24 protein-coding genes are annotated in these 24,027 nt (G+C 58.3%); 8 read left to right on the plus strand and 16 right to left on the minus strand.

The features are described 5' to 3' along the window. Positions 1-201 precede the first annotated feature (201 nt). The 4 genes from K0F88_RS27260 to K0F88_RS27275 all read left to right on the plus strand — a co-directional run bounded on the left by K0F88_RS27260 (position 202) and on the right by K0F88_RS27275 (position 3,379). Positions 202-630 carry a nuclear transport factor 2 family protein gene (locus K0F88_RS27260; RefSeq protein WP_219097290.1) on the plus strand — a complete coding sequence of 143 codons (429 nt, stop codon included), beginning with the start codon at positions 202-204 and terminating at the stop codon, positions 628-630. A 221-nt stretch (positions 631-851) separates the two neighbouring features. Continuing rightward, the gene (locus K0F88_RS27265; RefSeq protein WP_219097291.1) at positions 852-1,883 is read left to right on the plus strand and encodes an NAD(P)-dependent alcohol dehydrogenase; all 1,032 of its coding nucleotides are present in this window, start codon (positions 852-854) and stop codon (positions 1,881-1,883) included. Positions 1,884-1,898: 15 nt separating this feature from the next. Further along, entirely contained in the window at positions 1,899-2,879 is a 981-nt protein-coding gene (locus tag K0F88_RS27270) for a Dyp-type peroxidase (RefSeq protein ID WP_219097292.1), read from the plus strand. 47 nt (positions 2,880-2,926) lie between these two features. Next, positions 2,927-3,379, plus strand: a complete 453-nt coding sequence (locus K0F88_RS27275; protein WP_094467910.1) for a hypothetical protein — start codon at positions 2,927-2,929, stop codon at positions 3,377-3,379. 14 nt (positions 3,380-3,393) lie between these two features. Here K0F88_RS27275 and K0F88_RS27280 read toward each other — a convergent pair whose 3' ends face one another. The 3 genes from K0F88_RS27280 to K0F88_RS27290 all read right to left on the minus strand — a co-directional run bounded on the left by K0F88_RS27280 (position 3,394) and on the right by K0F88_RS27290 (position 6,024). Further along, positions 3,394-3,852, minus strand: a complete 459-nt coding sequence (locus tag K0F88_RS27280) for a MarR family winged helix-turn-helix transcriptional regulator (RefSeq protein WP_094467911.1) — start codon at positions 3,850-3,852, stop codon at positions 3,394-3,396. 253 nt (positions 3,853-4,105) lie between these two features. After that, positions 4,106-5,311 (minus strand): epoxide hydrolase family protein, encoded by a 1,206-nt coding sequence (locus K0F88_RS27285; RefSeq protein ID WP_257605363.1) that lies wholly within the window; start codon positions 5,309-5,311, stop codon positions 4,106-4,108. Between the two features lie 260 nt (positions 5,312-5,571). Next, the gene (locus K0F88_RS27290) at positions 5,572-6,024 is read right to left on the minus strand and encodes an Ohr family peroxiredoxin (RefSeq protein WP_219097294.1); all 453 of its coding nucleotides are present in this window, start codon (positions 6,022-6,024) and stop codon (positions 5,572-5,574) included. 354 nt (positions 6,025-6,378) lie between these two features. Between K0F88_RS27290 and K0F88_RS27295 the strand changes: the two genes are divergently transcribed. After that, positions 6,379-7,296: a LysR substrate-binding domain-containing protein gene (locus tag K0F88_RS27295; protein ID WP_219097295.1), complete on the plus strand. Its 918-nt coding sequence runs from the start codon at positions 6,379-6,381 to the stop codon at positions 7,294-7,296. A 19-nt stretch (positions 7,297-7,315) separates the two neighbouring features. Here the strand turns inward: K0F88_RS27295 and K0F88_RS27300 are convergent, their stop codons facing one another. The 5 genes from K0F88_RS27300 to K0F88_RS27320 all read right to left on the minus strand — a co-directional run bounded on the left by K0F88_RS27300 (position 7,316) and on the right by K0F88_RS27320 (position 13,352). After that, positions 7,316-7,810, minus strand: a complete 495-nt coding sequence (locus K0F88_RS27300) for a cupin domain-containing protein (protein WP_219097296.1) — start codon at positions 7,808-7,810, stop codon at positions 7,316-7,318. A 229-nt stretch (positions 7,811-8,039) separates the two neighbouring features. Next, positions 8,040-10,256, minus strand: a complete 2,217-nt coding sequence (locus tag K0F88_RS27305) for a DUF3604 domain-containing protein (RefSeq protein WP_219097297.1) — start codon at positions 10,254-10,256, stop codon at positions 8,040-8,042. 39 nt (positions 10,257-10,295) lie between these two features. Further along, positions 10,296-11,294 carry a HupE/UreJ family protein gene (locus tag K0F88_RS27310; protein WP_219097298.1) on the minus strand — a complete coding sequence of 333 codons (999 nt, stop codon included), beginning with the start codon at positions 11,292-11,294 and terminating at the stop codon, positions 10,296-10,298. After that, positions 11,294-12,202, minus strand: coding sequence for a peptidyl-prolyl cis-trans isomerase (locus tag K0F88_RS27315; protein WP_219097299.1), 909 nt, complete (start codon positions 12,200-12,202; stop codon positions 11,294-11,296). Before K0F88_RS27315 ends, K0F88_RS27310 begins: the two co-directional genes overlap by 1 nt. Positions 12,203-12,395: 193 nt before the next feature. Then, positions 12,396-13,352 (minus strand): AraC family transcriptional regulator, encoded by a 957-nt coding sequence (locus tag K0F88_RS27320; RefSeq protein ID WP_219097300.1) that lies wholly within the window; start codon positions 13,350-13,352, stop codon positions 12,396-12,398. Between the two features lie 199 nt (positions 13,353-13,551). On the opposite strand from K0F88_RS27320, the gene K0F88_RS27325 reads away from it, so the two are divergent. Beyond that, positions 13,552-14,505, plus strand: coding sequence for a diiron oxygenase (locus K0F88_RS27325; RefSeq protein ID WP_219097301.1), 954 nt, complete (start codon positions 13,552-13,554; stop codon positions 14,503-14,505). An 81-nt stretch (positions 14,506-14,586) separates the two neighbouring features. Further along, positions 14,587-15,009: an MAPEG family protein gene (locus K0F88_RS27330; RefSeq protein ID WP_219097302.1), complete on the plus strand. Its 423-nt coding sequence runs from the start codon at positions 14,587-14,589 to the stop codon at positions 15,007-15,009. Positions 15,010-15,082: 73 nt separating this feature from the next. Here the strand turns inward: K0F88_RS27330 and K0F88_RS27335 are convergent, their stop codons facing one another. After that, entirely contained in the window at positions 15,083-16,942 is a 1,860-nt protein-coding gene (locus tag K0F88_RS27335) for an ABC transporter ATP-binding protein (protein WP_094467914.1), read from the minus strand. Positions 16,943-17,218: 276 nt separating this feature from the next. Here K0F88_RS27335 and K0F88_RS27340 point away from each other — a divergent pair, with 276 nt between their 5' ends. Further along, a complete protein-coding gene (locus tag K0F88_RS27340) occupies positions 17,219-17,914 on the plus strand; it encodes a tRNA (adenine(22)-N(1))-methyltransferase TrmK (protein WP_257605365.1) in 696 nt (231 codons plus the stop codon). A 59-nt stretch (positions 17,915-17,973) separates the two neighbouring features. Here K0F88_RS27340 and K0F88_RS27345 read toward each other — a convergent pair whose 3' ends face one another. The 7 genes from K0F88_RS27345 to aguB all read right to left on the minus strand — a co-directional run bounded on the left by K0F88_RS27345 (position 17,974) and on the right by aguB (position 24,026). Beyond that, positions 17,974-18,324 (minus strand): antibiotic biosynthesis monooxygenase, encoded by a 351-nt coding sequence (locus K0F88_RS27345; protein WP_094467916.1) that lies wholly within the window; start codon positions 18,322-18,324, stop codon positions 17,974-17,976. Positions 18,325-18,357: 33 nt separating this feature from the next. Continuing rightward, a complete protein-coding gene (locus K0F88_RS27350) occupies positions 18,358-19,341 on the minus strand; it encodes a zinc-dependent alcohol dehydrogenase family protein (protein ID WP_094467917.1) in 984 nt (327 codons plus the stop codon). Positions 19,342-19,404: 63 nt separating this feature from the next. Then, on the minus strand, positions 19,405-19,707 hold the full coding sequence (locus K0F88_RS27355) for a helix-turn-helix transcriptional regulator (RefSeq protein WP_094467918.1): 303 nt from the start codon (positions 19,705-19,707) through the stop codon (positions 19,405-19,407). Positions 19,708-19,798: 91 nt separating this feature from the next. Next, the gene (locus K0F88_RS27360; RefSeq protein ID WP_094467919.1) at positions 19,799-20,725 is read right to left on the minus strand and encodes a Gfo/Idh/MocA family protein; all 927 of its coding nucleotides are present in this window, start codon (positions 20,723-20,725) and stop codon (positions 19,799-19,801) included. Positions 20,726-20,876: 151 nt separating this feature from the next. Continuing rightward, positions 20,877-22,022, minus strand: a complete 1,146-nt coding sequence (locus K0F88_RS27365; RefSeq protein ID WP_094467921.1) for an agmatine/peptidylarginine deiminase — start codon at positions 22,020-22,022, stop codon at positions 20,877-20,879. Beyond that, on the minus strand, positions 22,019-23,116 hold the full coding sequence (locus tag K0F88_RS27370) for an extracellular solute-binding protein (RefSeq protein WP_094467922.1): 1,098 nt from the start codon (positions 23,114-23,116) through the stop codon (positions 22,019-22,021). Before K0F88_RS27370 ends, K0F88_RS27365 begins: the two co-directional genes overlap by 4 nt. A gap of 1 nt (position 23,117) precedes the next feature. Then, on the minus strand, positions 23,118-24,026 hold the full coding sequence (gene aguB / locus K0F88_RS27375) for an N-carbamoylputrescine amidase (protein WP_094467923.1): 909 nt from the start codon (positions 24,024-24,026) through the stop codon (positions 23,118-23,120). Position 24,027 lies beyond the last annotated feature (1 nt).

Genomic DNA, 24,027 nt, shown 5'->3' on the forward strand with positions numbered 1-24,027 from the left:
ATAAATGAATGGCTTTACCGATGCACCCAACGAAAAGCCCGGCCTGATCAGCCGGGCTTTTTCGTGAGCTACTTTTAATAAATTCGCATAGCCGCCAGTCGATCCTCGCGGCACTATTGAAGTTCTGCAGCAAGCCATCGTGCAATTCTGCATATGCAACACTGAAGCGTTCACAGAACAACAAAAATACAGGAGTTGAAAATGTCTGAGCTGAACCTGCATCCCAACGCCGCAAAGTCCTTGCATCAATGGCACGACATGATCCTCAAGGGCAACTTGAGCGCCCTGCCCGAGTTGTTGGACCCGCAAGCGGTGTTCCGCTCGCCCATGGCCCACAAGCCTTACCCGGGAGCGCCCGTGGTATCGATGATTCTCAACACGGTCGTCAAGGTGTTTGAGGATTTCACCTACCACCGCGAACTGTCGACCGCCGACGGCTTGAGCGTCGTCCTGGAGTTCAGCGCCAAAGTCAGCGGTAAAGAGTTAAAGGGCATCGACATGATCCGGTTCAATGAACAGGGGAAAATCGTTGAATTCGAGGTGATGGTCCGCCCCTTCAGTGCCTTGCAAGCCTTGGGCGAGCAAATGGGACAACGCCTTGGCGCTTACCTGGCGGCCAGCAAAGCCTGATTGCGTTGCCTCGTCCGGAGTGAGGTGCTGCCGCTTGGCACCTCGCTTGCGGGTGCCGATCGCGATCATGGCGCAATGGCAACCCGGAAGAACTGATTGTCGGGCCGCGCCCTTGGTTCCAGATCCCGGACTATCCTTTCATGCGGTCGCCGCGCTTGCCTTGCTCCGCCGCGACACCCTGAGCAGCCAAATCCCCATGTCTCCTGATCTGGAGGTATCCCATGAGCGACAGCACCGAAGTCACGACTTTCACCGGCTGGGCCGCAATGGCCGCCGGCGCGCCACTGGAGCGTTACAGCTATGACCCCGGCCCATTGGGGGATGAGGAGGTGGAAGTCGCCGTGGAGTACTGCGGCGTCTGCCACTCCGACCAGTCGTTGATCGATAACGAATGGGGCGTCAGCCACTACCCTTTTATCCCTGGCCACGAGGTGGTCGGCAGCATTGTGCGAGTGGGTGCGCAGGTCCACGGCCTTGAAGTAGGTCAACGGGTGGGCATTGGTTGGTACAAGGGCAGTTGCATGCATTGCTCCTCATGCATCGGCGGCGCCCACCATCTGTGCAGCACCGCCAAACCCACCATCATCGGCAGCAACGGAGGCTTCGCTGACCGGCTGCGTTCGCACTGGGCCTGGGCGCTGGCGATACCGGGCGAGCTCGACCCGTCGATGGCCGGGCCGCTGTTTTGCGCCGGTTCGACGGTGTTCAACCCGTTGGTGGAGTTCGGAGTCAAACCCACTGACCGGGTCGGTGTGGTCGGCATCGGCGGCCTCGGTCATCTGGCACTGCGCTTCCTCAACGCCTGGGGCTGCGAAGTGACGGCGTTTACCTCGTCGCTGAACAAGACGGACGAGGCCCGGCGCCTGGGGGCGCACAACGTCGTCGCCTCGACCGACACTGACGCGTTGAACGCCATCGCCGCCACCCTGGATTTCTTGCTAGTGACCGCCAACGCCAACCTCGACTGGACTGCCATGCTCGCCACCCTGCGCGGCAAGGGTCGCCTGCACTTTGTCGGCATCGTGCCCGACGCGATTCCCGTGCATGTGTTCAACCTGATTCCTCAACAAAAGACCTTGTCCGCCTCCCCCGTCGGCTCGCCAAGTACCACGGCAACCATGCTGGAATTCTGCGCACGTCATCAGATCCTGCCGCAGGTCGAGCTCTTTCCCATGAGCCGGGTCAACGAAGCGATCGATCACCTGCGCAGCGGCAAGGCGCGTTATCGCGTGGTGCTGGATGCGAGCAAATGAAGGACTAACGCTGATATGGAAAACCCGACACCCGAACCTCAATCCGTCGACAGCCTCATCACCAGCAGCGCGATTTTTATCGTGGCGACATTGGCGCCCGGTGCCGACGCTGCCGGTGAAGTTCGCGCCTGGTGTGCAGACATCGCAGGCCTCGTGCGCTCGGTCGGCAAGCGCGTTCCCGACGGCAATCTGTCGTGCGTCTGCGGTTTTGGCGCCACCGCCTGGGACACCTTGTTCGGCAACCCGCGCCCCGCTTCGCTGCACCCGTTTCGGGAATTTGGCCCGGCCGGGCGCCGAGCCATCGCCACGCCCGGCGACCTCTTGCTGCACATTCGGGCTGACCGGATGGACCTGTGTTTCGAATTGGCAACGCAACTGGTTTCGTCGCTGGGCGATGCGATTTCAGTCGTCGATGAAGTGCAGGGTTTTCGCTATTTCGACATGCGCAGCATCATCGGCTTTGTCGACGGCACCGAAAACCCGGTCGGGCGCAAGGCGGTCGAGTTTACGATTGTGGGGGATGAAGACCCGCCCTTCAGCGGCGGCAGCTATGTGCTGGTGCAGAAATACCTGCACAACATGAGCGCCTGGAACGCGTTATCCGTCGAGGCTCAAGAGCGGGTTATCGGGCGAACGAAACTGTCCGATATCGAACTGGATGACGCGGTCAAACCGACCAACTCACACAGCGCGCTGACGACGATCACCGAGGACGGGCAAGAAGTGAAAATCCTGCGCGACAACATGCCTTTTGGTCGGCCGGGCGCGGGGGAATTTGGTACTTATTTCATTGGCTATGCACGGTCGCCTGCGCCGCTTGAGCTGATGCTGGAGAACATGTTCGTGGGCAGGCCGGAAGGCAACTATGACCGGCTGCTGGATTTCAGTACGGCGGTGACCGGGGGGTTGTTTTTTGTGCCTTCCGTGGAGGGGTTGGAGGGATTGGCTGAGCGTCAGGGAGAATTGGCACAAGCAGCACCGGACGGCGATAAATGAGCTATACCGGCTAATCACCCATTGCAGTTTCTACGCAGGAGTTGGCAATGAACCTCAGACACTCACTTGCAACCCTAATGATCAGCGCAAGCCTCTTCGGCTGCGCCACTTCAACAGACCATGGCGTGTCTGTCCCCTTGGTCGCCACCCGACAGAACACCGGGCAGATCGGCAACGTGACGCTGACAAGCTGGGACAAACAGACCGGACTCAGTTTCTTCATCACGGGTGCTCCAAGCGGAGCGACTCTACCCTTGCGTCTCTATAGCTTCATCCATAAAGGCAGCTGCCAGCAACCCGGGCCAGTGGCCTTTGCAATGAACGACAAGGTCAACACCCAGCGCGAAGCTGTACGCGGCTGGTCGTTCTCAAGAAGTGCACCGATCGCCCTGCAAGACCTGCTTTCCGGCGGGTATTCCATCGTCGTGCGAACGGCTCCAGAGAGTGGCAACGTCGATATTTTTTGCGGTGACATCAAGCCGGGAGGCGCAGTGAAGTAGCCATTCGAAACGGCTTATTCCCTGTCTTTCGTAGTACGGATGAGGTTGTCCCGTAATTTCACAATGGCTTTCTGCATTTGCACAAATTCGTCGGGATCAAGACCGGTTTGCGGGAAGCCATCTTCCGTGAGGCCCTCACGCAGTTTTCGCCCCTCGCTTGTGAGGCTGATGCGGACCTGGCGCTCGTCTTCCGGGTCGCGTTGGCGCAGCAGGTAACCCATCGCTTCCAGTTTCTTCAGGATCGGCGTGAGGGTGTTGGATTCGAGGAACAGCTTTTCGCCGAGGCTGCCAACGGTCTGGTTGTCTTCTTCCCACAGCACCACAAGGGTGATGTATTGCGTGTAGGTAAGTCCGAGCCGTTCGAGCATTGGCTTGTATGCCTTGCCGAAAGCGAGGTTAGAGGAATAGACCGCAAAGCACAGGAAGTCGGCAAGCTTCAGGTCGAGGGCGGCTGTTTTTTCGGTGGGTTTCATGAGCGTTCTCTGGGGCCGAAGACGGATGGGCTGGAAGGTCAGACTATACATCGCATGCGATGGTATCGGAAGTGCTCGCTGCTACGGTCGTCGCTTTCAGGTCGATCACGCCTGTGAAGGCCGACGACCGGTTCAACGGGAACGCGCCCTGATCGCGCGGTTCGGGTCACTTTCACGCATGACGATCAACGATCCGAACCGAGCCATCCTGATCATGACAAGATCAGTACTTCGATGCCTTCGGGCCTGTCACTTACCTCATCGGCTTGAACCCGGCCCGGACTTCCTGTGAGAACAGCTCCGGCTGCTCCCACGCAGCAAAGTGCCCGCCTTTGGCAAGCTCGTTGTAATGCACAAGTTTGGGATAGGCCTGTTCCGACCAACTTTTCGGCGCCGCATACAACTCATCGGGAAATACGCTGACCGCGACCGGGATGTTGACGCCCTTGACGGCAAAGAATGTCGATTTGTTCTCCCAATAGAGACGCCCCGAGGAAACGGCCGTTTTGGTCAGCCAGAACAACGTGATGTTGTCGAGGACGTCATCGGGCGTGAGACCTTCCGGGTGCCCGTCGATGGAGCGCGCAATCATCTCGTAGCTCTTCGGATCGTGATCAAGCATAAAGGCCGCCAGCCCAACGGGTGAATCATTGAGACCTGTCAGCGACTGAGGCCGATCCCCCATCATGATTGCGTAACCGATGTGCTTGTAAGTATTGGCGAGTTGATCAGCCGCTCGCTTCTCTTCCTCAGAAAGACCACTAGGTACCGGGTCGCCGCGAAACAACGCCGCGTCAAGGTCGGGGGGGATTACGCCAGGCATGTTCGAATGAATACCGATCAAGCCAGATGGCGCCTTTACAGCCATCAGATCGACAACGATTGCCCCCCAATCGCCACCTTGCGCCCCATACCGAGTGTACCCGAGACGCTTCATCAGCTCGATGTAGGCATCGGCGATACGATCGGGATTCCAGCCAGCCACGGTCGGTTTTTCCGAAAAGCCGTAACCCGGCATCGATGGAATCACCAGGCTGAACGCTTCGGAGGCACTGCCGCCATACGCCACAGGATCGGTGAGTGGCCCGATGACTTTCATCAACTCGATCACCGACCCGGGCCAGCCGTGCGCCATCAGCAGCGGCAACGCATTCTCGTGTTTTGAGCGGACATGAATGAAATGGATGTCCAGGCCTTCAATATTCGTAACGAAGTTTGGAACTGCGTTTATCTTCGATTCGATGACTCGCCAGTCGTAACGGGTCGCCCAGTGTTTGGCCAGTTTCTGGATCGTCGCCAGTTGTACACCTTGAGAGGAATCATTGACGGTTTCCTTGTCCGGCCATCGTGTTGCTTCTATACGCCTGCGCAACTCTGAAAGATCAGCCTCTTTAGCGCTGAAATGAAAGGGGCGTATTTCAGTGGAAACACTATTTGTTTTTGTTGAAGTATTAGTCATAGCGTCAGTCCTGATGGATAAACCGAGTAACCCTAGCGGTGCGACAGCGCAAGTGACTGCCGCAGCGCCGCAAAAATTACGTCTGGTCAGGGAAAGTTGTTTGATGTGTTTTGACATATCCGGCCCCCAAGGCGCGAAGCCACCCGTAGATCCCCTCTTTGATTGATGGGACCCTAACGACAAATAGGTATTTATGGCGGGCGTTGTAACACTTCGGATCGGTGTTTTTTATAGTTTGGGTAACAAAGTAAAAAGTTGAATCACGAGGTCTGCACATTAAATGAAACGTCGATATTGCCACGCGTTGCCTTCGAGTAAGGGCACATCTGGTCCGCAGCATGTGCGACAGCGCGGGCGACCTCATGGGGCAGACCTGGCAGCCGTACATTGAACCGAGCCTGCAGGAAGTAAGCGTTCCCGGTTTGACCCAGATCGATCTCGACCTCGACGGACACGTCGGCGGGAATCGTCACCTTCAGTTCTTTGCCCGCCAGGCCAACGGCGGCGATGTAGCAGGCCGACCATGCCCCGGCAAACAACTGTTCGGCGGTCGGATGCGGTTGAGTAGCGGCGAAGACGTGCGCAGGCTGGGCGTTTCCGGGCGTCGAGAGTTCGATGTCGAGGTTGCCGTTGTGCCCGCGGGAAGTGTTTCCAGTGCTGCTCAGGGCGGTGTGGGTTTTGCCGGTAACCAGGACTTTTTCGATGTTGCTCATCGGTGATTCCTTGAGAATTTAGTGAAAGTCAAACAGTACGAAAGCGACGTAACTATCTGACGGCATTGATTTTATAGGCGCACCAAAGGGGTCGAGAAGAACGGAAAAGGCGATCACCTTCGGCTTTTCCGCCCACCACCGCTCGTCGCCAAGGCGCAACGTCAGCTTTGACATCACTGAGGGATTAGTTGACTATTTATACATCGCATACGATCTAATCGATTACGATAACAAGCCACCGCAACCCCCTGCCATTTGGAGATCAGCCATGAACACCGGAAGCAGCCACACCCTGTCGAGCAATACCCATCACGCTTCCTGTGGCCACAACGGCAACAACTGGATCATTGCTTCATGAAGCTGATTCAGCTTCGAGCCTTCTGCTCAGTCGTCGACAGGGGCAGCTTTCGTTCGGCGGCACGGGAACTGGACGCTGCCCAAAGCACGCTGACAGAGTCGGTTCAAAGTCTGGAAAAAGAACTCGGGGTCACCTTGTTGGTGCGCTCCAATCAAGGCATCAGCCTGACCCTGGCCGGCAAGGTTTTCCTGACCCGGGCACGCTCGATCATTCTGGATTGCGATCGCGCGGTACAAGACGTCCGACAATGGAATGGAACGCCCGAAGGCCAGATCGCCTTGGGCGTCACAGCGGAACCAATGGCCGCGTGCCTGATGCCGGTCTTCAGCAGTTTTACCCGCCGATTTCCAAACGTGCAGCTGCACGTCGCCAGCGGAAAGACCAGGATGCTGATCGAGATGATTCGCGCAGGCCGACTCGACTTTGTGATGGGTCCACTGAGTCCCGACGTCTGCGATATCGACCTGCACATCGAGCGGCTTTACAGCTCGAAAACCAGCGTCATTGCACGCAAGGGGCATCCCCTGGCGGGAGCACGCTCAGTGCACGACCTGGCCGATAGCGAGTGGATCAGCGTCCGGCCGGCGGGAGTCGTCGGAAGCGCGGAGAACCATTTGATCGAGCTGTTCAAAGCCCAAGGCTTATCCCCGCCGAAGATCGCGATCACGACTGAATCGCTGCTGGAAATCCTGCACATCATTTCCGAAACGGATTACCTGACCATAGAGCCCAGCTTGCTTCCCGGCATGAAGCTGTTCTCCTCGTCGCTTATCAGCCTATCAATTCAGGAGCCGTTGGAGTCGTGCGAGGTGTGCTTGATCAGCCGCCGAGTGTCACCCTTCACCCACGTCACGCAGGAACTGACCAGCATGCTGATTTCATACTCGCGCTTGCGTCACCGGGCCAAGGGCTGAGCCTGCCCCCTTCTCCTTTTCACTTTGACGCATGACGAGGATCGTCACGACGGTCAATGTACTCAAGCCCCAGCGGACCTGTTCCATACACCTGAGAAATATATTCCCCCGATCTGGCCCAATGAAAATGCGGAGTATTGGCCGGGAGCACCACGACACTGCCCAGGCCATAAGCGATCAACTTGTCCGGATCAAATACCGAGCCAAAACCAATGTAAAACACACCGGACATGACGGTGTATATACGGTCTTCAGGATGGGTATGGGGCATTAACTTCGTGCCATTCGGCACTTTGACTCGCACAACGTAGGGGCCTGGCTTGGCGGGATCACCGACCAATACGGCGAGTTTTACTTCTTGCGGAAACGCTGGAAAGCTTCGCCACTCCACCTCTTCGTTATACGAAGCACCGGTTTTACCGAGCGGCAGTGGTTGTGCTTGAACCACCGACAGGGTTGTAAACAGGGCAAGAAACGTTGTCAGGCAAGCAGTTTTCATAATGCTCTGAATCATGGGAGGCACCCGAGAAAAATGTCCTCTCCACTGTAGTGGCAGTGCTCTCCTGTGATAATGCCGCTGATGCGTATTTCAGTTGATACGCAATGTAATCAATTCAATAACAAATGTAAGAACAGCTTCCCGGTTCACGGCGATGGCTAGCTGTGATCTCACTTCGTGAGCGTATGCGCTAACACAACCTCAACTGGATGGCGCAGTTGCACGTTGGCCAAGCGTTTTACCGCTATTTGACCTCCTCGATCTCATAATTCACATAACCGAACTCGTTGCTGCGAGCCGCCATGTATTTGCCGTTTTGCTCAAACACCGTGGCCTCGAAGGGCGATCCGCCAAGTGTTGTTACCAGGTGCCCGTCCTTGATTTCATACTTGGCCGGCACACCAAACTGGCCGTCATGCAGCATATTCAGGTATTCCCCTTGCGCAGGCGGCTTACCATCGACGCTGGTGATCAGGCGTTGGCCGTCGGCGCCATAGACAATCTCGAACGTCTGACCAGTGACAGCGTTACGCACCTTGACGGTTTTACCCACTACGTATGCTTGCAACTGCTCGTTGGTGAGCGCTTTGGCACCGTCGGTTTTCAATTGATCAATGGTTTTTCCCGCAGCGACTCGCTTGCTGTCCTCGGCATTGGGCGTGTACCAGATCGGCGAGGTCCACGCGCGTTCCTGGACGGTGGCCGAGACGCCGGCCGGCGGCGCTACTTGCAGCTTGGCCGCGTCATAGGTGCTCCAGCGCGGTGTCGGAATCTGCAATACGCGGGCGTAGTAGAACGCGTGCTGCGCCGGATCGAAGTCCGGATCGACCCAGACTTTTTTCAGCTCGGTGGCACCAATGGTGTTGGTGTAAGTCGCCTTGGACACGTCGACCGTCGAGCCCACTGGCGGGATTTTTCCGGTCGCCTGGTCCGGTTGGCGATCACCAGACCAGGCGACGTCGTAGACCTTCTCGAAGGTCTGGCCGTTTTTGGTCCAGCCCTTGATGATCTGGATGCGGTCAAGGTTGCCATCGTCGGCATCCTTGACCGCCCACACCACAAAGGACGGCGCCTGTTTACCGGTTTTTGCCGGCAAGTCGCTGCCCATGGGAACGCCCTTGGCATAAGCGGCATGCACCCAGTCTTTATCGTCCCACACACTGCTGTCGAAGCCCCAGCCACCAAACAGACGCACGGGGATCCGCACGCCGCTGGTGCCATAGACTTCTTTACGCTTCATGGCATCGAAGATTGATTCACGGGTGTTTTCCTCAGCCCACACGCCAGCCAAACCGGAGGTGCTGGTTTGCAGGGCCACCATGCCCGAGTTCTGTTTACCGGAAATGCGCGCTGCCGGGGTGCTGTCGGTAAACCCGTGGGAGCCGAAGTTATAACTCTGTGAATAGGGGATGACTCCGTTGTGCGAGTCGCTGGCGCCGACCACGCCCATTTTGTAAGGGTTGTATCCACGGGCTTCCTGCAAGGCCATGCCGTTTTGCCAGGCTTGCCTGATGTAACTGCCATTGAGTTTCGACGTGCTGTTGTCGACGCCCAGCAGGAAACTCATGATTTCATAATTGGCAAACTCGTCGGTCGGCGATAGCTCGGGATGGGTTTCGGAGGTGCCCTTGACCTGGTGAATTTCGGTGAGGGATTCATTGCGCATCCGCGTTTCGGCCCACGCGGCATCGATGGGGCGGCCACGGTCATCAACGTCCACCGGAAACATCAGGCCGTTGCTGAGATTGGCATTGTGGGAGATCGCCAATACCTCATTGCCCTTTTTGCGTTGATCGTCCATCCAGGCCCACAAGTCCTCCGGCTTGTCCGAGTCGAGTGCTGTGAAGGGCAGGTCCGGCACCTTCTTTGAGTCGCGGAAAAACACATTACGGTGCATGTTTTGATTCTGGGGGGCCGAGGTCCATTCATACGCGACAAACGTGGTGAATTTGCCAGGCTTGTAATACTTGTCGGCGATGGCGATGTTCTGCTGCCAGATATTGCCGGCAACCTTCGGATCAATCAGCTCCTTGATCGGGTTGCTCAAACTGCCGGCGATCCACTTGAACACCCGGTTGAAATCTTCCGGGGTTTTGGCAATCAGCTTTTGCGCGATAGGCTGCTTGCTGAAGTCTGATTTCGGATCGTTGGCCAAGGCGATCACGCCGACGTATTCCGAATGATCGGTCACGCCATGGAAATCCAGCGGTCGGCCCTTGAGTTGCACTTCAAACCCCATCGGGTGCTTGATTGGCACCCCTAGTGAATATTGGTAGGCCTGCTCGGGATCGACCTGATGGTTGCCGATCAGGTAGGCATCAATCGACCAGGAGGTGTGCGAGTGCGTCTGGCCAAAGTAAACCTCGCGATCAGGGTTGCCTTCTGCCAATGCCAGCATGCTGACAGTAAGCGCGGTGCAACCGAGCAGTGTTGACGCGGTGAAGTGTGTAGGGAGGTTCATGTTCCACCTCTTGGGAATACGGCAGCGAGAGGGTGTGATTCAGGTCCAGAAATTCGCAACTCTTTCGAAAAACCAGAAGGCAGCCAGCGTACCCAGCCCATAAGAAGCAATCGGTCGGGCATAAACGAGCGCAGGCCGCGGCAGTCGACAACGCAGCAACAGTGCGCGAAGGCCCAGTACCACGGCGACGAACATCAGTTGGCCGATTTCGACGCCGACATTAAAGGTGAACAGTGCCAAAGGCAGGTCGCGCTGTGGCAAGCCGATCTCCGCCAGCGCGCCGGCAAATCCAAAGCCATGTAACAAGCCAAAACAGAACGCCACCACCCAGGGCCATTGAATGGTGAAACTGACTTCACCCCGGTTCTTGCGGGCGATTTCCACTGCCAGTAACACAATGCTCAGCGCAATTGTCGCTTCCACGGGTGGGCCGGGAAGCCGCACCGCCCCCAGCGCAGCGAGCGCCAGGGTGATGGAGTGTGCGAGGGTAAACGCGGTGATGGTTTTCACCAGCATCCAGCCATTGCCCACCAGCAGCAGAAGGCCGAAAACGAACAACAGGTGATCAAAACCGCCCAGGATGTGTTGGATGCCGTGGACCAGAAACGCTCCAGCCACCGAGAACGCTCCCGGCGTGACAGCAATCTCTATCCAGGGTTGTGAGGGGTGGACGAGCTTGGTCGTCAGGCCGCCGTCCAGGCGCGAGATACGCACCAGCACATCGGTGATGCTCGCTTGCAGACCGATGAACTCAATACGTTGCCCGACCAGTCCAGCAGAACCTGCATCAATGACTCGACGCTCGATCAGTGAATCGTTCAGTTCACTTTCCACGGGCTCAACGACAGTGCGCACACCTTCGGCAAACCGAAGCGCAATCGGCAATCGCATGCCTGAAAGCACAGGCGTGCGCCACAGTACTTCGTAGCGCCCGACGGCCGTTTCATTGAGTTCCAGGTAAGCGGGGCGCGACTCATGGGCCATGGCCGTTAGCCCCATGAGCCAGAGTGCCGCCAGCAACCAGACCGTGCGCCTCATCACGGCCGCTCCGTTTGTGTGGTGGCAATCGCACCGGCAGAAGCAGGCATCATTACCACCACTTCATAGCGTGCTTTCAGCGCATCGAAGCTGGCGCGTTTCGATTCGCTCCGTTGCTCGGACAACCAATCGGACTTGACTTGCTGGGCCACAGTTTCGAAGGGCGGTGACGGTGGTTTGGCCAGCGCATCTATCCACACCAGATGCCAGCCAAAACCAGACTCCACAGGCCCCACCCAGCGACCCGGCGTTTGCGTGAACAATGAAATGGCAAATTTTGAACCAAAGACTCGCGCCACCTGATCCTGGGATTGTTCGGTGTAGGCGTTTTTAAACATGAACGCATCGCCTTCACCGCTGTTCTTGTCAGTCAGCCTGCTTAACGCGTTCTGAGCATGGGCCTGCGCACCCGTACCGCGCTTGTCCAAGGCGAAATACAAATGATGGAACGTCGCGAGTGGCGGCGGGGCATATCGGGCCTGATGCTGGTTGTACCAAGCCTCCAGTACACCGGATGCCGGTTCGCGAAGTGACGCGACATCCTCGGCAAGGAAGTCCATTTTTTGCGCCAATCGACGGCGAATGATGGTGTCGTCTTTATCCAGGCCAAGTTTCAATGCTTCGCGATAGAGGATTTCCTCCTTCACATACTCATCAATCAGGCCCTGCAACTGTTGTTCCGATGCGGGACGCTGCCATCGCGCCAACCAGGAAATCGCGATGCGCTGAACAACGTCTGGGGTAATGTCGATGCGTTGGGGGTCTTGATTGGTGGTGGAGCGGTGTAAACCTCCAAACAGCACAAAGAGCGCAAAACCTGCAATTAAGAAGTGAAGTAATGGCTGGCGAAGGCATTGCGTGATTGCTGCAAATCGAGATTCTTTCGCGTTGCAGTCGTCTGAATTCATGACTTGTTGCCCCACGCTCTATTCGAATAGTTCCGAAGCACATGGAGTATTGCTGCTGGGCTGGAACTTTCCACCGAGGCTAATCACGATACGCACTAAGCATTAGTCCCAACCGGATTAACCCGTTTCCCGAGCCCGAGCGATCTTGCACCTGTACAGCTAGAAACGGAGTGTCCTTAGGCACCGGACCTTCTCATGCGGATTGTCTGCGCCAGGTACCGGGTGATGTGCCGAACTGGCGTTTGAATGCACGACTGAACGCAGCTTCGGATTCGTAGCCCACTGCAAAGCCGATTTGCGCCACATTACCGCGACCTTCGCGCAGGTGTTGAGCCGCTAAGTGCATACGCCAGAGTGTCAGGTACTGCATCGGCGGCTGTCCGACCAATGCCGTGAATCGTTCCGCGAACACCGAGCGCGACATGCCCACTTCAAGCGCCAGGGCTTCTGCCGTCCAGCCCTCGGTTGGACGAGCATGGAGCAGCGCCAGTGCGTGCCCGATATGCGGATCTCGCAAACCCGCCAGCCACCCGCGCCGTTCAGTGGGGAGGTTCGCGACATACTGGCTGACGGCTTCGACGAACAGCAATTCAGATAGCTTGGCGATAACCGTTGTCGAGCCGACGCGCCCCGCCGCGATCTCACTGACAGCGAAACGGAATGAGCTTTCAATCCAGGCTCCCGAAGCCGTCGCGCGGACATCCAGCTTCAACAAGGATGGCAGCGACGAAAGCAACGGGCTGAATGGCGTTTCAGAGCCGAGGAATCCGCACAGTAACTGTGTGGCCTCGCCGCCCCCGCCGTATTTGATGCGTGATATGCCGCCGACTTCCGGCGGCTGAATAACTTCGCGCCCCGACATGGGAGCAATGCTCAGATCACTGCCAAACGTATGAACGTCATTGCGCGGAAGCAGAATGAGTTCGCCTGCCCGCACGTCGAGGGTGGCGCCATCGTCGATTCGCAATTGCATGTGCCCCGCCGCGACAAAATGCGACGCAATGATTTGCCGAGGTGCCGCCAGGAACGGTTTGCAATCGTCTGCCGAGATTCTTCCGTTGATGCACCAGGGCGCGGTGAATTCCGCCTCGAGGAAAACCCCTCCAGACAGCCGAATCACACGCAAGACATCAGAAAGTGCATCCAACAATTGCCAGCCCTCCTTTCCGGAGTCCGGAGCATGTAATCAGGCGCACTGGTCATTTTCCGCCTGAACAGCGAGGCCTAGATTAGCACCAACGTGGACTCAGTGATCGAGACGATCCCCAGACGCTTCACCGAGGATCATTGACTCCCGCGTTAACCAAAATTGGCCCATTCCAACTTGACCACACCAGCCGGAGATCACTATGAACACCGCCGCTACCCTGCCCCGCTCAGATTCGGGCAACGCCGCCCGTTATGCTCAACTTGTCAGATCATCGAAGAAAGCGGAATGGCAGATCGACCGGGACTTGCTACAGGAGCGCAGCTTCGACTTCTCGCGCAAATTCTTGCCCGACGGACTATCGAGGATCGACCGCCTGACCTTTCTCGCCGCGGACGAGGCGCGCTTGCTCAGTCAGATTCAGGGCCGAACCTATGCGTATATTTTTGGCCTGGTCGAGCGTTTTATCAGTGCCAAAATGCTTGATCAAGGTCGGGCCCATGTATTTGACGATCAGCTCGCACTCGAAGCGCTGGTGCGCTTTTCCAACGACGAGATCAAGCACCAGGAGCTGTTCCGGCGCATGGAGACAATGATTGGTTCGCAATTGCCAGCCGGATATCGCCAAGTTGCCGATCCGAACGATGTGGCGCGGTCGGTACTGGCGGCCAGTACCTGGTCAGTGCTGGCACTGACCTGTCATATCGAGCTGTTTGTTCAGGCGCACTACGTGCAGAGCATCGCCCCGCGCGAGGAGTTGTGCCCACTCTTCAAGGACGTCTTCAAATTTCACTGGAAGGATGAAAGCCGCCACGTCGTACTCGATGAACTGGAGTGGGAAGCGGAACACGCGAAACTCTCGGCAGCCCAGCGCGACCAGGCAGTGAACGATCTGATTGCGCTGGTGGCGGCCGTCGACGCAATCCTGCAGGCACAATCGGCATCCGATGCCGACTACTTCATTCGAAATGCTTCACGATCGTTCAGTGTCGATGAGACAGCGCAAATCAAAGTCTGCGTGCTGAGCGCCTACCGCTGGCAATACATTATCTCGGGCGTGCAGCATCCACACTTTGGCCAGCTGCTGACGCGAATGACAACTCCAGAACAGCTGTCCAGGGTTCAGACCGCACTGGCACCCATCATGAGCAATTGATCGACAGGGGCGACCGACCGCGTGTCGGTCGCGCGACAGTGGGATGACGTGCTGAAACATGACTGATTGAGGATGGCAGCCATGACAATTCCGATGTGGATGCTGCTTGGATTTGCGACCTGGACTTTACTGTTGTTGATGGCAACCGTCGGGGTGTATCGCTGGGTCAGAATCTTGTTCTTGAATGTTCCGATTGCTTCTTTCCGAAGCGATCAGCTCGAAGGCGAGGATTGGTATCGGCGCGGGATAAGAGCACACGCGAACTGTGTGGAAAATCTGCCGGTCTTTGGCGTCATCGTGTTCGTGATCTCAGCCCTTGGAGTCGACGGTCCTGCGGTGAGCTACTTGTCCATAATCGTCCTGATCGCTCGTGTGTGTCAGTCTCTGGTTCACGTATCCCATGTGCAAACCGATACGGTTGTGGCGGTTCGGTTTACCTTCTTTTGCCTGCAGTTGATCTGTTTTCTCGCACTCATTGTTATCGCCGCTTGTGACGGTGCATGAATACTCACAGAGAGGGATGAATTCGGTCCGGGCTCTGCAAATCAACAGTTCGCTCGGACACGCACCCTCCCCCTCACACCTGATCCATCGCCTCGAACACGCCCTTGTCTTCTCCCAGGAACCCGCCGCTTTGATGCTGCCACAGCCGCGCATAGACGCCGTTCTTCGCAAGCAATTCGCTGTGAGTGCCCTGTTCGATGATGCGTCCGTCATCCATGACGATGAGCCGGTCCATGGCCGCAATCGTGGACAGACGATGGGCGATCGCGATCACGGTCTTGCCCTGCATCATTTCATCGAGGCTTTCCTGAATGGCGACTTCGACTTCCGAGTCCAGCGCGCTGGTGGCCTCGTCAAGCAGCAGGATCGGGGCGTTCTTGAGCATCACACGGGCAATTGCGACGCGTTGGCGCTGGCCGCCCGACAGTTTGATGCCGCGCTCACCCACAAGGGTGTCGTAGCCGGTACGGCCTTGCCGGTCGCTCAGTTGGCTAATGAACCCATCGGCCTGGGCATTGGCCGCGGCGCTGCGAATTTGCGCGTCGGTCGCATCGGGACGGCCGTAGGCGATGTTGTCGCGAATAGAACGGTGCAGAAGGGAGGTGTCCTGCGTGACCATGCCGATGGAGCCGCGCAGGCTTTCTTGCGTCACATGTGCGATGTTTTGGCCATCGATGCGAATCACCCCGCTGTCGACGTCATAGAAGCGCAGCAGCAGGTTGATCAGCGTGGATTTACCAGCGCCAGAGCGGCCAACCAGGCCGATTTTTTCGCCCGCACGAATGCTCAGGCTCAGGCCATCGAGCACTTGGCGCTCGCCATTGTAATTGAAGCTCACCTTCTCGAAGGTGACTGCGCCGCCTGAGGTCACTAGCACGCCCGCACCCGGTGCATCCTGCACCTTGGCGCCCAGGGTCAGTGTCGCCATGCCATCCTGTACGGTGCCAATGCTCTCGAACAGCGAGGTCATTTGCCACATGATCCAGTGCGACATGCCATTGATCCGCAACGCCATCGCGGTGATCGCAGCCACGGCACCCGCGCCAACCTCCCCCAGGTGCCATAGCCACAGGGCATAACCACCGGCGGCCATGATCAACGCCACCACTAGTGCCTGGTTGACGATCTCGAACTGGCTGACCAGACGCATCTGGCGAAAGCCGGTTTGCTTGAAATCCTCCATCGCGGCACGCGCGAAGTGCGCTTCACGATTGGAGTGAGAGAACAGCTTGACCGTCGTGATGTTGGTGTAGGCGTCCGAGATACGCCCGGTCATCATCGACCGCGCATTGGCCTGTTCCTGCCCGACTTTCCCCAGACGGGGAACGAAGTACAGCATGGCCAGACCGAACAACACGACCCAGGCAACGAACGGCAGCATCAGTTTCAGCGCGAAGCCGCCGGCCAGTGCGATGATCGCAATGAAATACACCCCGATCCCGGGTGCGATCTCGATCAGGGTGAAGAGCACGTCGCGCACCGCCAGCGCCGTCTGCATCACCTTGGTAGTGACTCGGCCGGAAAACTCATCGGAAAAAAACGAAAGGCTTTGCCGCAGCATCAGGCGATGGAAGTCCCAACGCAGCCGCAACGGCAAGTTAATCGCCAATATCTGGTGCTGCACCATGGTGCGCAACGCCACCAGCCCGACGCTGGTTACCATGACGATGCCCATGCCCCACAACACGCGACTTTCCTGCGCCGCCGCTTCACCACCCGCCTGCCAGGTCGAGAGCAGGTCCACGACCTGACCGAGGAAGGAAAACAGCCAGGCTTCGTAAATCGACACGCAGGCACTGAGCAGCGCAAGCGCAAGGATGTAACCGCGGGCGCCCCGGGTACAGGCCCACAGGAACCGAGCCAGGCCGGCGGGTGGCGGTGGTACCTCGTCAGGAGGAAAAGGGTCGAGTCTTCGTTCAAACGCACGAAGCATGGTGTTCTCCAAAACGATCAAGTGGGGGAGATTCTGCCATTGAACGGTTGCTTTGAGGGTTTTGTGAAATTGAGGTAAGGCGCTGTTGGCCGATTGCACCGCCGAACTGACTCAGCGATGGCAGAAAGTGCCCGGATTCATGTTCGCTTCGAGCGCTAAGGCGCGGCGCGATCCATGGCCCCGGTCGCAGGAATTTGAAATGCACGGCGTTGCTCGCCAGAATGGCGCCCCGATTCGGCCAACGTGCCGGACGTTCGTGGTGAAAAGGGGTTGCGGTTGAACGAACAGACATTGTCCATGCGCCTGGAACGCGTGGCGGCGCATGTGCCCGCCGGTGCGCGCCTTGCTGATATCGGCTCGGATCACGGCTACCTGCCGGTGGCGTTGATGCGCCGGGGCGCCATCGCATCGGCGGTGGCCGGCGAGGTGGCATTGACGCCGTTCCACTCGGCCGAACGCACCGTGCGCGAGAGCGGCCAAGACCTGCAAATCACCGTGCGCCTCGCCAATGGCCTGGCGGCCATCGAGCCGGGAGACGGGATCACGGCGATCAGCATCTGCGGCATGGGTGGAGAGACGATCCGCGACATCCTCGACAGCGGCAAGGCGCACTTGAGCGGCCAGGAACGCCTGATCCTGCAACCCAACGGCGGCGAACAGCCGTTGCGCCAATGGCTGATGGAAAATGACTACCGCATCCTCTGCGAAGAACTGCTGCGGGAAAACCGTTTCGACTATGAAATCATCGTCGCCGAGCGCGCCGCTCCGGTGCTGTACACCGCCGAGGAGCTGTACTTCGGCCCGCTGCAGATGCAGGCACGCAGCCCGGCGTTCCTGCTCAAGTGGCAGCGCATCCTGCGCCACAAGCAGCAGACCCTGACCCACTTCGCCCGGGCGCGGCAGGCCGTGCCCGAGGAGAAGGTGCAAGACATCGCCCGGCAGGCCCGATGGATCACTGAGCTGCTGGCTTGAAATTGTAAAGGGCTTACGCGAACAGTGCCGAGCGGTGATCCGGCAAAGCTACAAACGCCTCAGGCAACAGCATTCCCCATCCCGACGGCGCTGTTCGGATCATCATATTCACCTGTAGCAAAAGCTCCCCCCTCAAGGTGATAGACCGTCGGTTCTTCCGAAAAATATTCCTCCAAGCCCATCATGAATAGCCGATGGTCTTCACTCGCCTCGAAGCCCGGCGTGTGATCCTCGAGTGATTGCCATCGCACGATCAGGTTGAATAGCTGGGGGGTTTCGATCCCTTGCGCGAGCAAGTGACCGCGGTAACCCTTTGCTCGGCAGAGCAAAGGGGCGACCTCGGCAAATGCACGCCTGAACGTTTCAATGTGTTCTTTGTGCACGGGTAGCAGAGCGATTTCATAAATCATGGCGTTCCCCTAAAGCGAGTTCAACGGTCAACATTACGCACTGACGAGATGGGACGACGGCCCTACGGCAATCGCGATTTTTCCTTGAAGACCGTTGTTGGGCCTCTCCAGAAGCGCATGGGCGAGCGCAATGTCGGCGAGCGAATAGACGGCGCCAACGTGCGGTCGCAGCTGACCGCGCGCTATCAATGCGCTCAACTCATCAAGCTTGCCGCGGTTTTGTCTTGTGAAAACGAAGTGATAACTCGCGTTCTTGCCCCAGGCCTGAACAACATTTTGTGGCTGGGCAATGTCCACAATCGAGACCACGCGGCCAAGTTGTGCGAGCACGTCGGGGCTACGCGACAGTGTGTTGCCGCCGATGGTGTCGAACACGACATCGACTCCGCGACCACCCGTTTCCCGGATGATGGCGTCGACGTAATCCTCCTTCTCGTAGTCGATGATCACGTCGGCCCCCATACTTCGTGCGAACTCAACGTTTGCTTCGCGCACGGTCGTGAACACCCTTGCTCCGATGGCTTTTGCCAGCTGGATCGCCACATGACCGACGCCTCCCGCGCCGCCGTGGACCAGGATGCTTTCCCCCACTCTGAGCGCCGCACGCACGACCAGTGCTTCCCACGCCGTTCCGCCGACCAGGCTCAGGCTTGCCGCCTCAAGATGGCTGAGCGAAGGAGGCTTCTTCCCGACAATGCTTTCGGCAGCAACGTGGTACTCGGCGTAACTGCCTGGCCCGTCAAATATTTGCGGGGTGTACCAGACCTCGTCTCCCGGAGCGAAGGTCGTCACACCCGACCCGACGGCTTCGACAACGCCAGATACGTCGTGTCCGGTAATGGCCGGCAGTTGTACCAGGTCGGGATAATCGCCACGTCGTACCTGGTAATCCAGCGGATTGATGGAGGTTGCGTGTACCCGGACCAGGACCTGTCCTGCGTGCGGCACTGGCTTGGGCACGTCGCGAAGTTCGAACGATTCCGGGCCGCCAAATGATTTGAGTATGAGCGCTTTCATGGTCAATCCTCGTTTCGATAAAAAGGGATATCGGGATTTTTCGATATCTTGTGGTAAAAAAAACTACAGTTCTTGCCCTATGATCTCGGCAAGAGCCCTGATGGTTGCTTCATTGCGCTTGTAGTAGGTCCACTGACCGATGCGCCTGACTTCGACCAAGCCCACTCGTTGCAGCGTTGCCAGATAATCAGACACCGTCGACTGCGACAGGCCGACGCCTTCTTGAATACTACTGACGCAGACGCCCACCGTATGAACGTCACCTTCATCCTGCGGAGGGAAGTTCTTGGCCGGATCCTTCAAACCTTTCAAGATTTCAAGGCGTGTACGGTTTGAGAGGGCTTTGAATATTTCGAGTAATTCCATGACCCGAAGATATCGAAATTTACCGATATGTCAATATATCAATGCACGAGCCTCCGGCTGAGGCTTGCCTCAACCTTTGCCCGAGCGGACGTTAGTCGTAGAACGGCTCAACCGATACCCGACTGCCGACAAAAAAACTGTCGGCAACCAGTCGCAGCGGCTGGAGGTCCAGGTCACTGGTTTTGTCGCCAATCAGCTGTTGAAAATGTCGATACACCGCCGCGTACTCGCCCTCCTCCGAGACGGCCTGGCGCACGCCGTCGATACTCAACAGCGCGCCACCATTGTCCAGTCGCAGGGTGCCTTCGGTGCAGCGAATCTCGATGCTCCAGAGTTCCTCATGTCCGTGATCGAAATCGAACGCTGCGCGGACGTCGAGGTGACAGGCGTCAGACATTTTGATGGAAGCGGCAATCGGCGACTGGCAGTTGCTGGGGACTCGCAGCTCGGCAGACTCGACAAACAGCGGCAGCGGCAGCAGATGGGTTGCAATCGACAATGCATTGATACCCGGGTCGAAGACGCCCAGGCCGCCGGGTTGCCAGATCCAGGCCTGACCGGGGTGCCATTTGCGCACGTCTTCCTTCCAGTCGATCTGCACGCTTTGCAGGGTGCGGTTGGCCAGCCAGGCTCGGGCGGCTTCGATGCCGGGCGCGTAGCGTGAATGCCAGGCGAACAAACCGCTGACGCCTTGCTCCTGCGCCTGGCTCACCAAGGCCATCGCTTCACCCAGCGTGGCGCACGGCGGTTTTTCGACCAGCACGTGCTTGCCAGCGGCCAGCGCTTGTTGCACCAGCGCGAAGCGACCTTGCGGCGGCGTGCAAAACGCAATCGCATCGACCTGCGGACCCTTGTCGAGCAGCTCGCCCAGGGACCGAAAGTTCTCGACCCCGGCGCAGGGCTGCCCTTGCGTGGCGACAGACACCAGCTGGAACGCGGGGTTGGCGTGGATCGCGGGAACGTGTTGGTCCTGGGCAATCTTGCCGTAACCCACCAGACCGAGACGGATCGGTTGCATCGATGACTCCTGATTCTTTGTCTTGTTTTAGTTGTCGAGTCGGCAAGATTACGTTTGTGTAACGAGGAAGTCATTGATGACGTGCTTACGTTTCATCCTGCACGAGAGCTTGAGCGCCGGCATCCCTGCTAACGAACGCTTTGGGTCGATATCAAGCCGCCGGCTGATGACTGGTCACACAGTGAATCCCCCCGCCACCCGCCGCGACGGCGTCGATGTTCAGCTGCACCACCTCCCGGTCCGGGTACAGCTGCGACAACAGCTCAAACGCTTTCGTATCCGCCGGCTTGTCACCAAACTCCGGCGCAATGACCGCGCCATTCACCAGGAAGTAGTTGATGTAACCGGCAGCAAAGTCCGGGTTGTCGCGGTTGAACTGGCTTTTGCGTGGATTGAGCGGTGGCGACAGGGTATGCACTTGCAGCTTTCGGCCGTCGGCATCGGTGGCGTTTTTGAGAATGTCCAGGTGCGCCAATGTCACTTCCCGATCGTATGACGCGGGGTCGTTGTCGAGATTGGCGACCACCACGCCCGGCTTGACGAAACGCGCATAGAAATCGACGTGGGCGTCGGTGATGTCCTTGCCCTTGATGCCCGGCAGCCAGATTATTTTGCGCAACCCCAAACGGTCTTTCAGTTCCTGCTCGACCTCGGCTTTGGTCCAGTCGGGGTTGCGGTTGCGGTTGATCCAGCTGCTTTCGGTCATGATCCCCGTGCCGTGGCCATCCACTTCGATACCGCCGCCCTCGCCCACCAGTTCGCTGCGCAGGTAACGGGCATCTGCCGTGTCAGCCACCAACGCGGCCAGTTGCGCATCCTTGTCATGCTGCTGCTTGTTGCCCCAGCCGTTGAAGTTGAAATCCACGGCGCCGAGCCCGCCTTCGCCATCGATGACGAAGTTGGCACCGATATCGCGCATCCAGATGTCGTCGAGCTCGGTGGTGACGTAGGTGATGTTGGTCGTGCCGCACTGTTGTTCGGCCAGACGCCGCTCGCGCTGGCGGCAGAACACGGTGACCGGTTCATAGCGCGCGATGGTGCGGGCGATCAGGCCAATGGCCGCTTGTACATCGGGCGTGAAATCCTCCCAGATGGCGCTCTGTGCGCCGAACGCGATGAAGGCTCGTTCGTGTCGGTCGCCCTCATCCGGCATGCGCCAAGGACCTTGTGTCGCCGCGTGCACGGGCGCAACGCTGAAACCGAGGGAGGCAGCGGCGCCGAGACCGGCAATGACCGACACCTGCTTGATGAAGTCCCGACGTGTCGGCCTGTGTTGATCTTTGTCTGAAGCACTCATTTTGCAGTGGCCGTCTTGAATTTGGTCCAGGTGCGCATCCGCGCCCGCATGTCGGATTGGGGAATGTCCTTGCCCGGAATCAGCCGCGCATAGGTCGCCTCATCGAGGTAAATGTCCGGGTTGTTGCGCATACTCGCATCGACACTGGGACGGGCCTTGGCGTTGGAAGTCGGGTAGCCGGTGAAGTTGCTGATGGCGGCCATGTTCTGCGGGCGCATGACGAAGTTGATGAACGCGTAGGCGTACTCCGGGTGTCTGGCGTCGACCGGGATCGCCATGGTGTCCATCCACACCGTCGTGCCTTCGCGGGGAATGCGGTACTCGAATCGGGTGTGCTTGCCGGCGCCGTCAGACGTACGTTGTGCCTGGGTCATGTCGCCGCTGTAACCGAGGGACAGGCACAGGTTGCCGTTGACCAGATCGGTCACGGGTTGCGACTGGAACTTGCGAATGTGCGGTCGCAGTTTCATCAGCAACTCACTCGCTGCGGCCAGGTCTTCAGGCTTGGCGCTGCGCGGTTCGCGCCCGAGGTAGTTGAGCACCACCGCCAGCACTTCGTCTGGCGAGTCGATCATCGAGATGCCGCAATCGGCAAATTTCGCCGCCAGTTCCGGTTTGAACAGCATGTCCAGGCTGTTGACCGGGGCGCTGGGCGAACGCTGTTTGACCTGTTCGTCATTGTAGGTCAGGCCGATGGTGCCCCAGGTGTAGGGAACGGTGGCCTGGCTCGACGTTTCGTACTGCCTGCGCAGCTTCTGCAAACCGGGTTCGATGTCGTCCACGGCGGTGAGTTTTGACTGGTCCAGCGGCAACAGACTGCCGGCGCGCATCAAGCGTTCGGCAACGGTGTCGCCGGGAAAAATCAGGTCATAGCCACTGCCGCCGGCGAGCATCTTGGCTTCCAGGGTTTCGCTGCCATCCATGACGTCGTAGATCACTTTGATCCCGGTTTCGGCGGTGAATTTGGCGAGGGTGTCTTCGGCGAAGTAATCGGCCCAGTTGTAGAGCCGCAGGGTTTTTTCTTCGGCGTGCAGCGACGACGAGGCGATTACCAGTCCCAAGGCGCCGAGCAACAGCTTGTAGGGAGTGCACATATCAAACTCCTTGAGTGTTCCAGCGTGCATGAAGGTGACGACCGTCCTGACTCAGCAACGCCCCGTACATGTCCGGGCGACGGTCGCGGTAGATGCCCCAACTCAGGCGTTCTTCGCGGATGGCGGCCAGGTCGAGGCTGCGCACCAGCACACCGCTGCTGTCACGGTCGGCTTCGGCGAGCAACTTGCCTTTGTGGTTGCAGATGAACGACGAACCGTAAAAGCTCATCTGCAACTCCGGATCGGTGGTCGCCACTTCCCGGCCGACGCGATTGGCCGCCACCACCGGCAAGATGTTTGCAGCGGCATGGCCGCGCATGGTCATCTGCCAATGGTCACGGGAATCCAGGGTTTCGCAGCCCGGCTCAGAGCCGATGGCGGTGGGAAACAGCAAGACTTCGGCGCCCATCAGCGCCAGGCAGCGGGCGGTCTCGGGGAACCACTGATCCCAGCAGATCCCCACGCCGAGGCGCCCGAACGCCGTGTCCCAGACACGGAAACCGGTGTCGCCGGGGCTGAAATACTCCTTCTCCTGATAACCGATGGCATTTGGGATGTGGGTCTTGCGATACACCCCCAGCAAGCGCCCGTCGGCGTCGGCCACACTCAGGGAATTGAAGTAGGCATTGCCGGCCTTCTCGAACCAGCTCAGCGGCAGCACCACCCCCAACTCCTTGGCCAGCCCAGCAAAGCGCTTGAGTAAGCCGCTGTATCGATACTCTTCGGCCAACGCCAAATGCTTATGGCTTTGTTCGATGCAGAAATACGGCGTGGCAAACAGCTCCTGCAACAGGATGACTTGGGCGCCCTTCGCCGCCGCCTCGCGGACCAACTGCTCGGCCTGATCGAGGTTCTTCGGCAAGTCCCAGGTGCACGGCATCTGGGTGGTGGCAATCGTCAAAAGGGTCATG

It is taken from the genome of Pseudomonas sp. UMAB-40, assembly GCF_900095275.1.
In the GTDB taxonomy this organism is placed as follows: Bacteria; Pseudomonadota; Gammaproteobacteria; order Pseudomonadales; family Pseudomonadaceae; genus Aquipseudomonas; species Aquipseudomonas mandelii_B.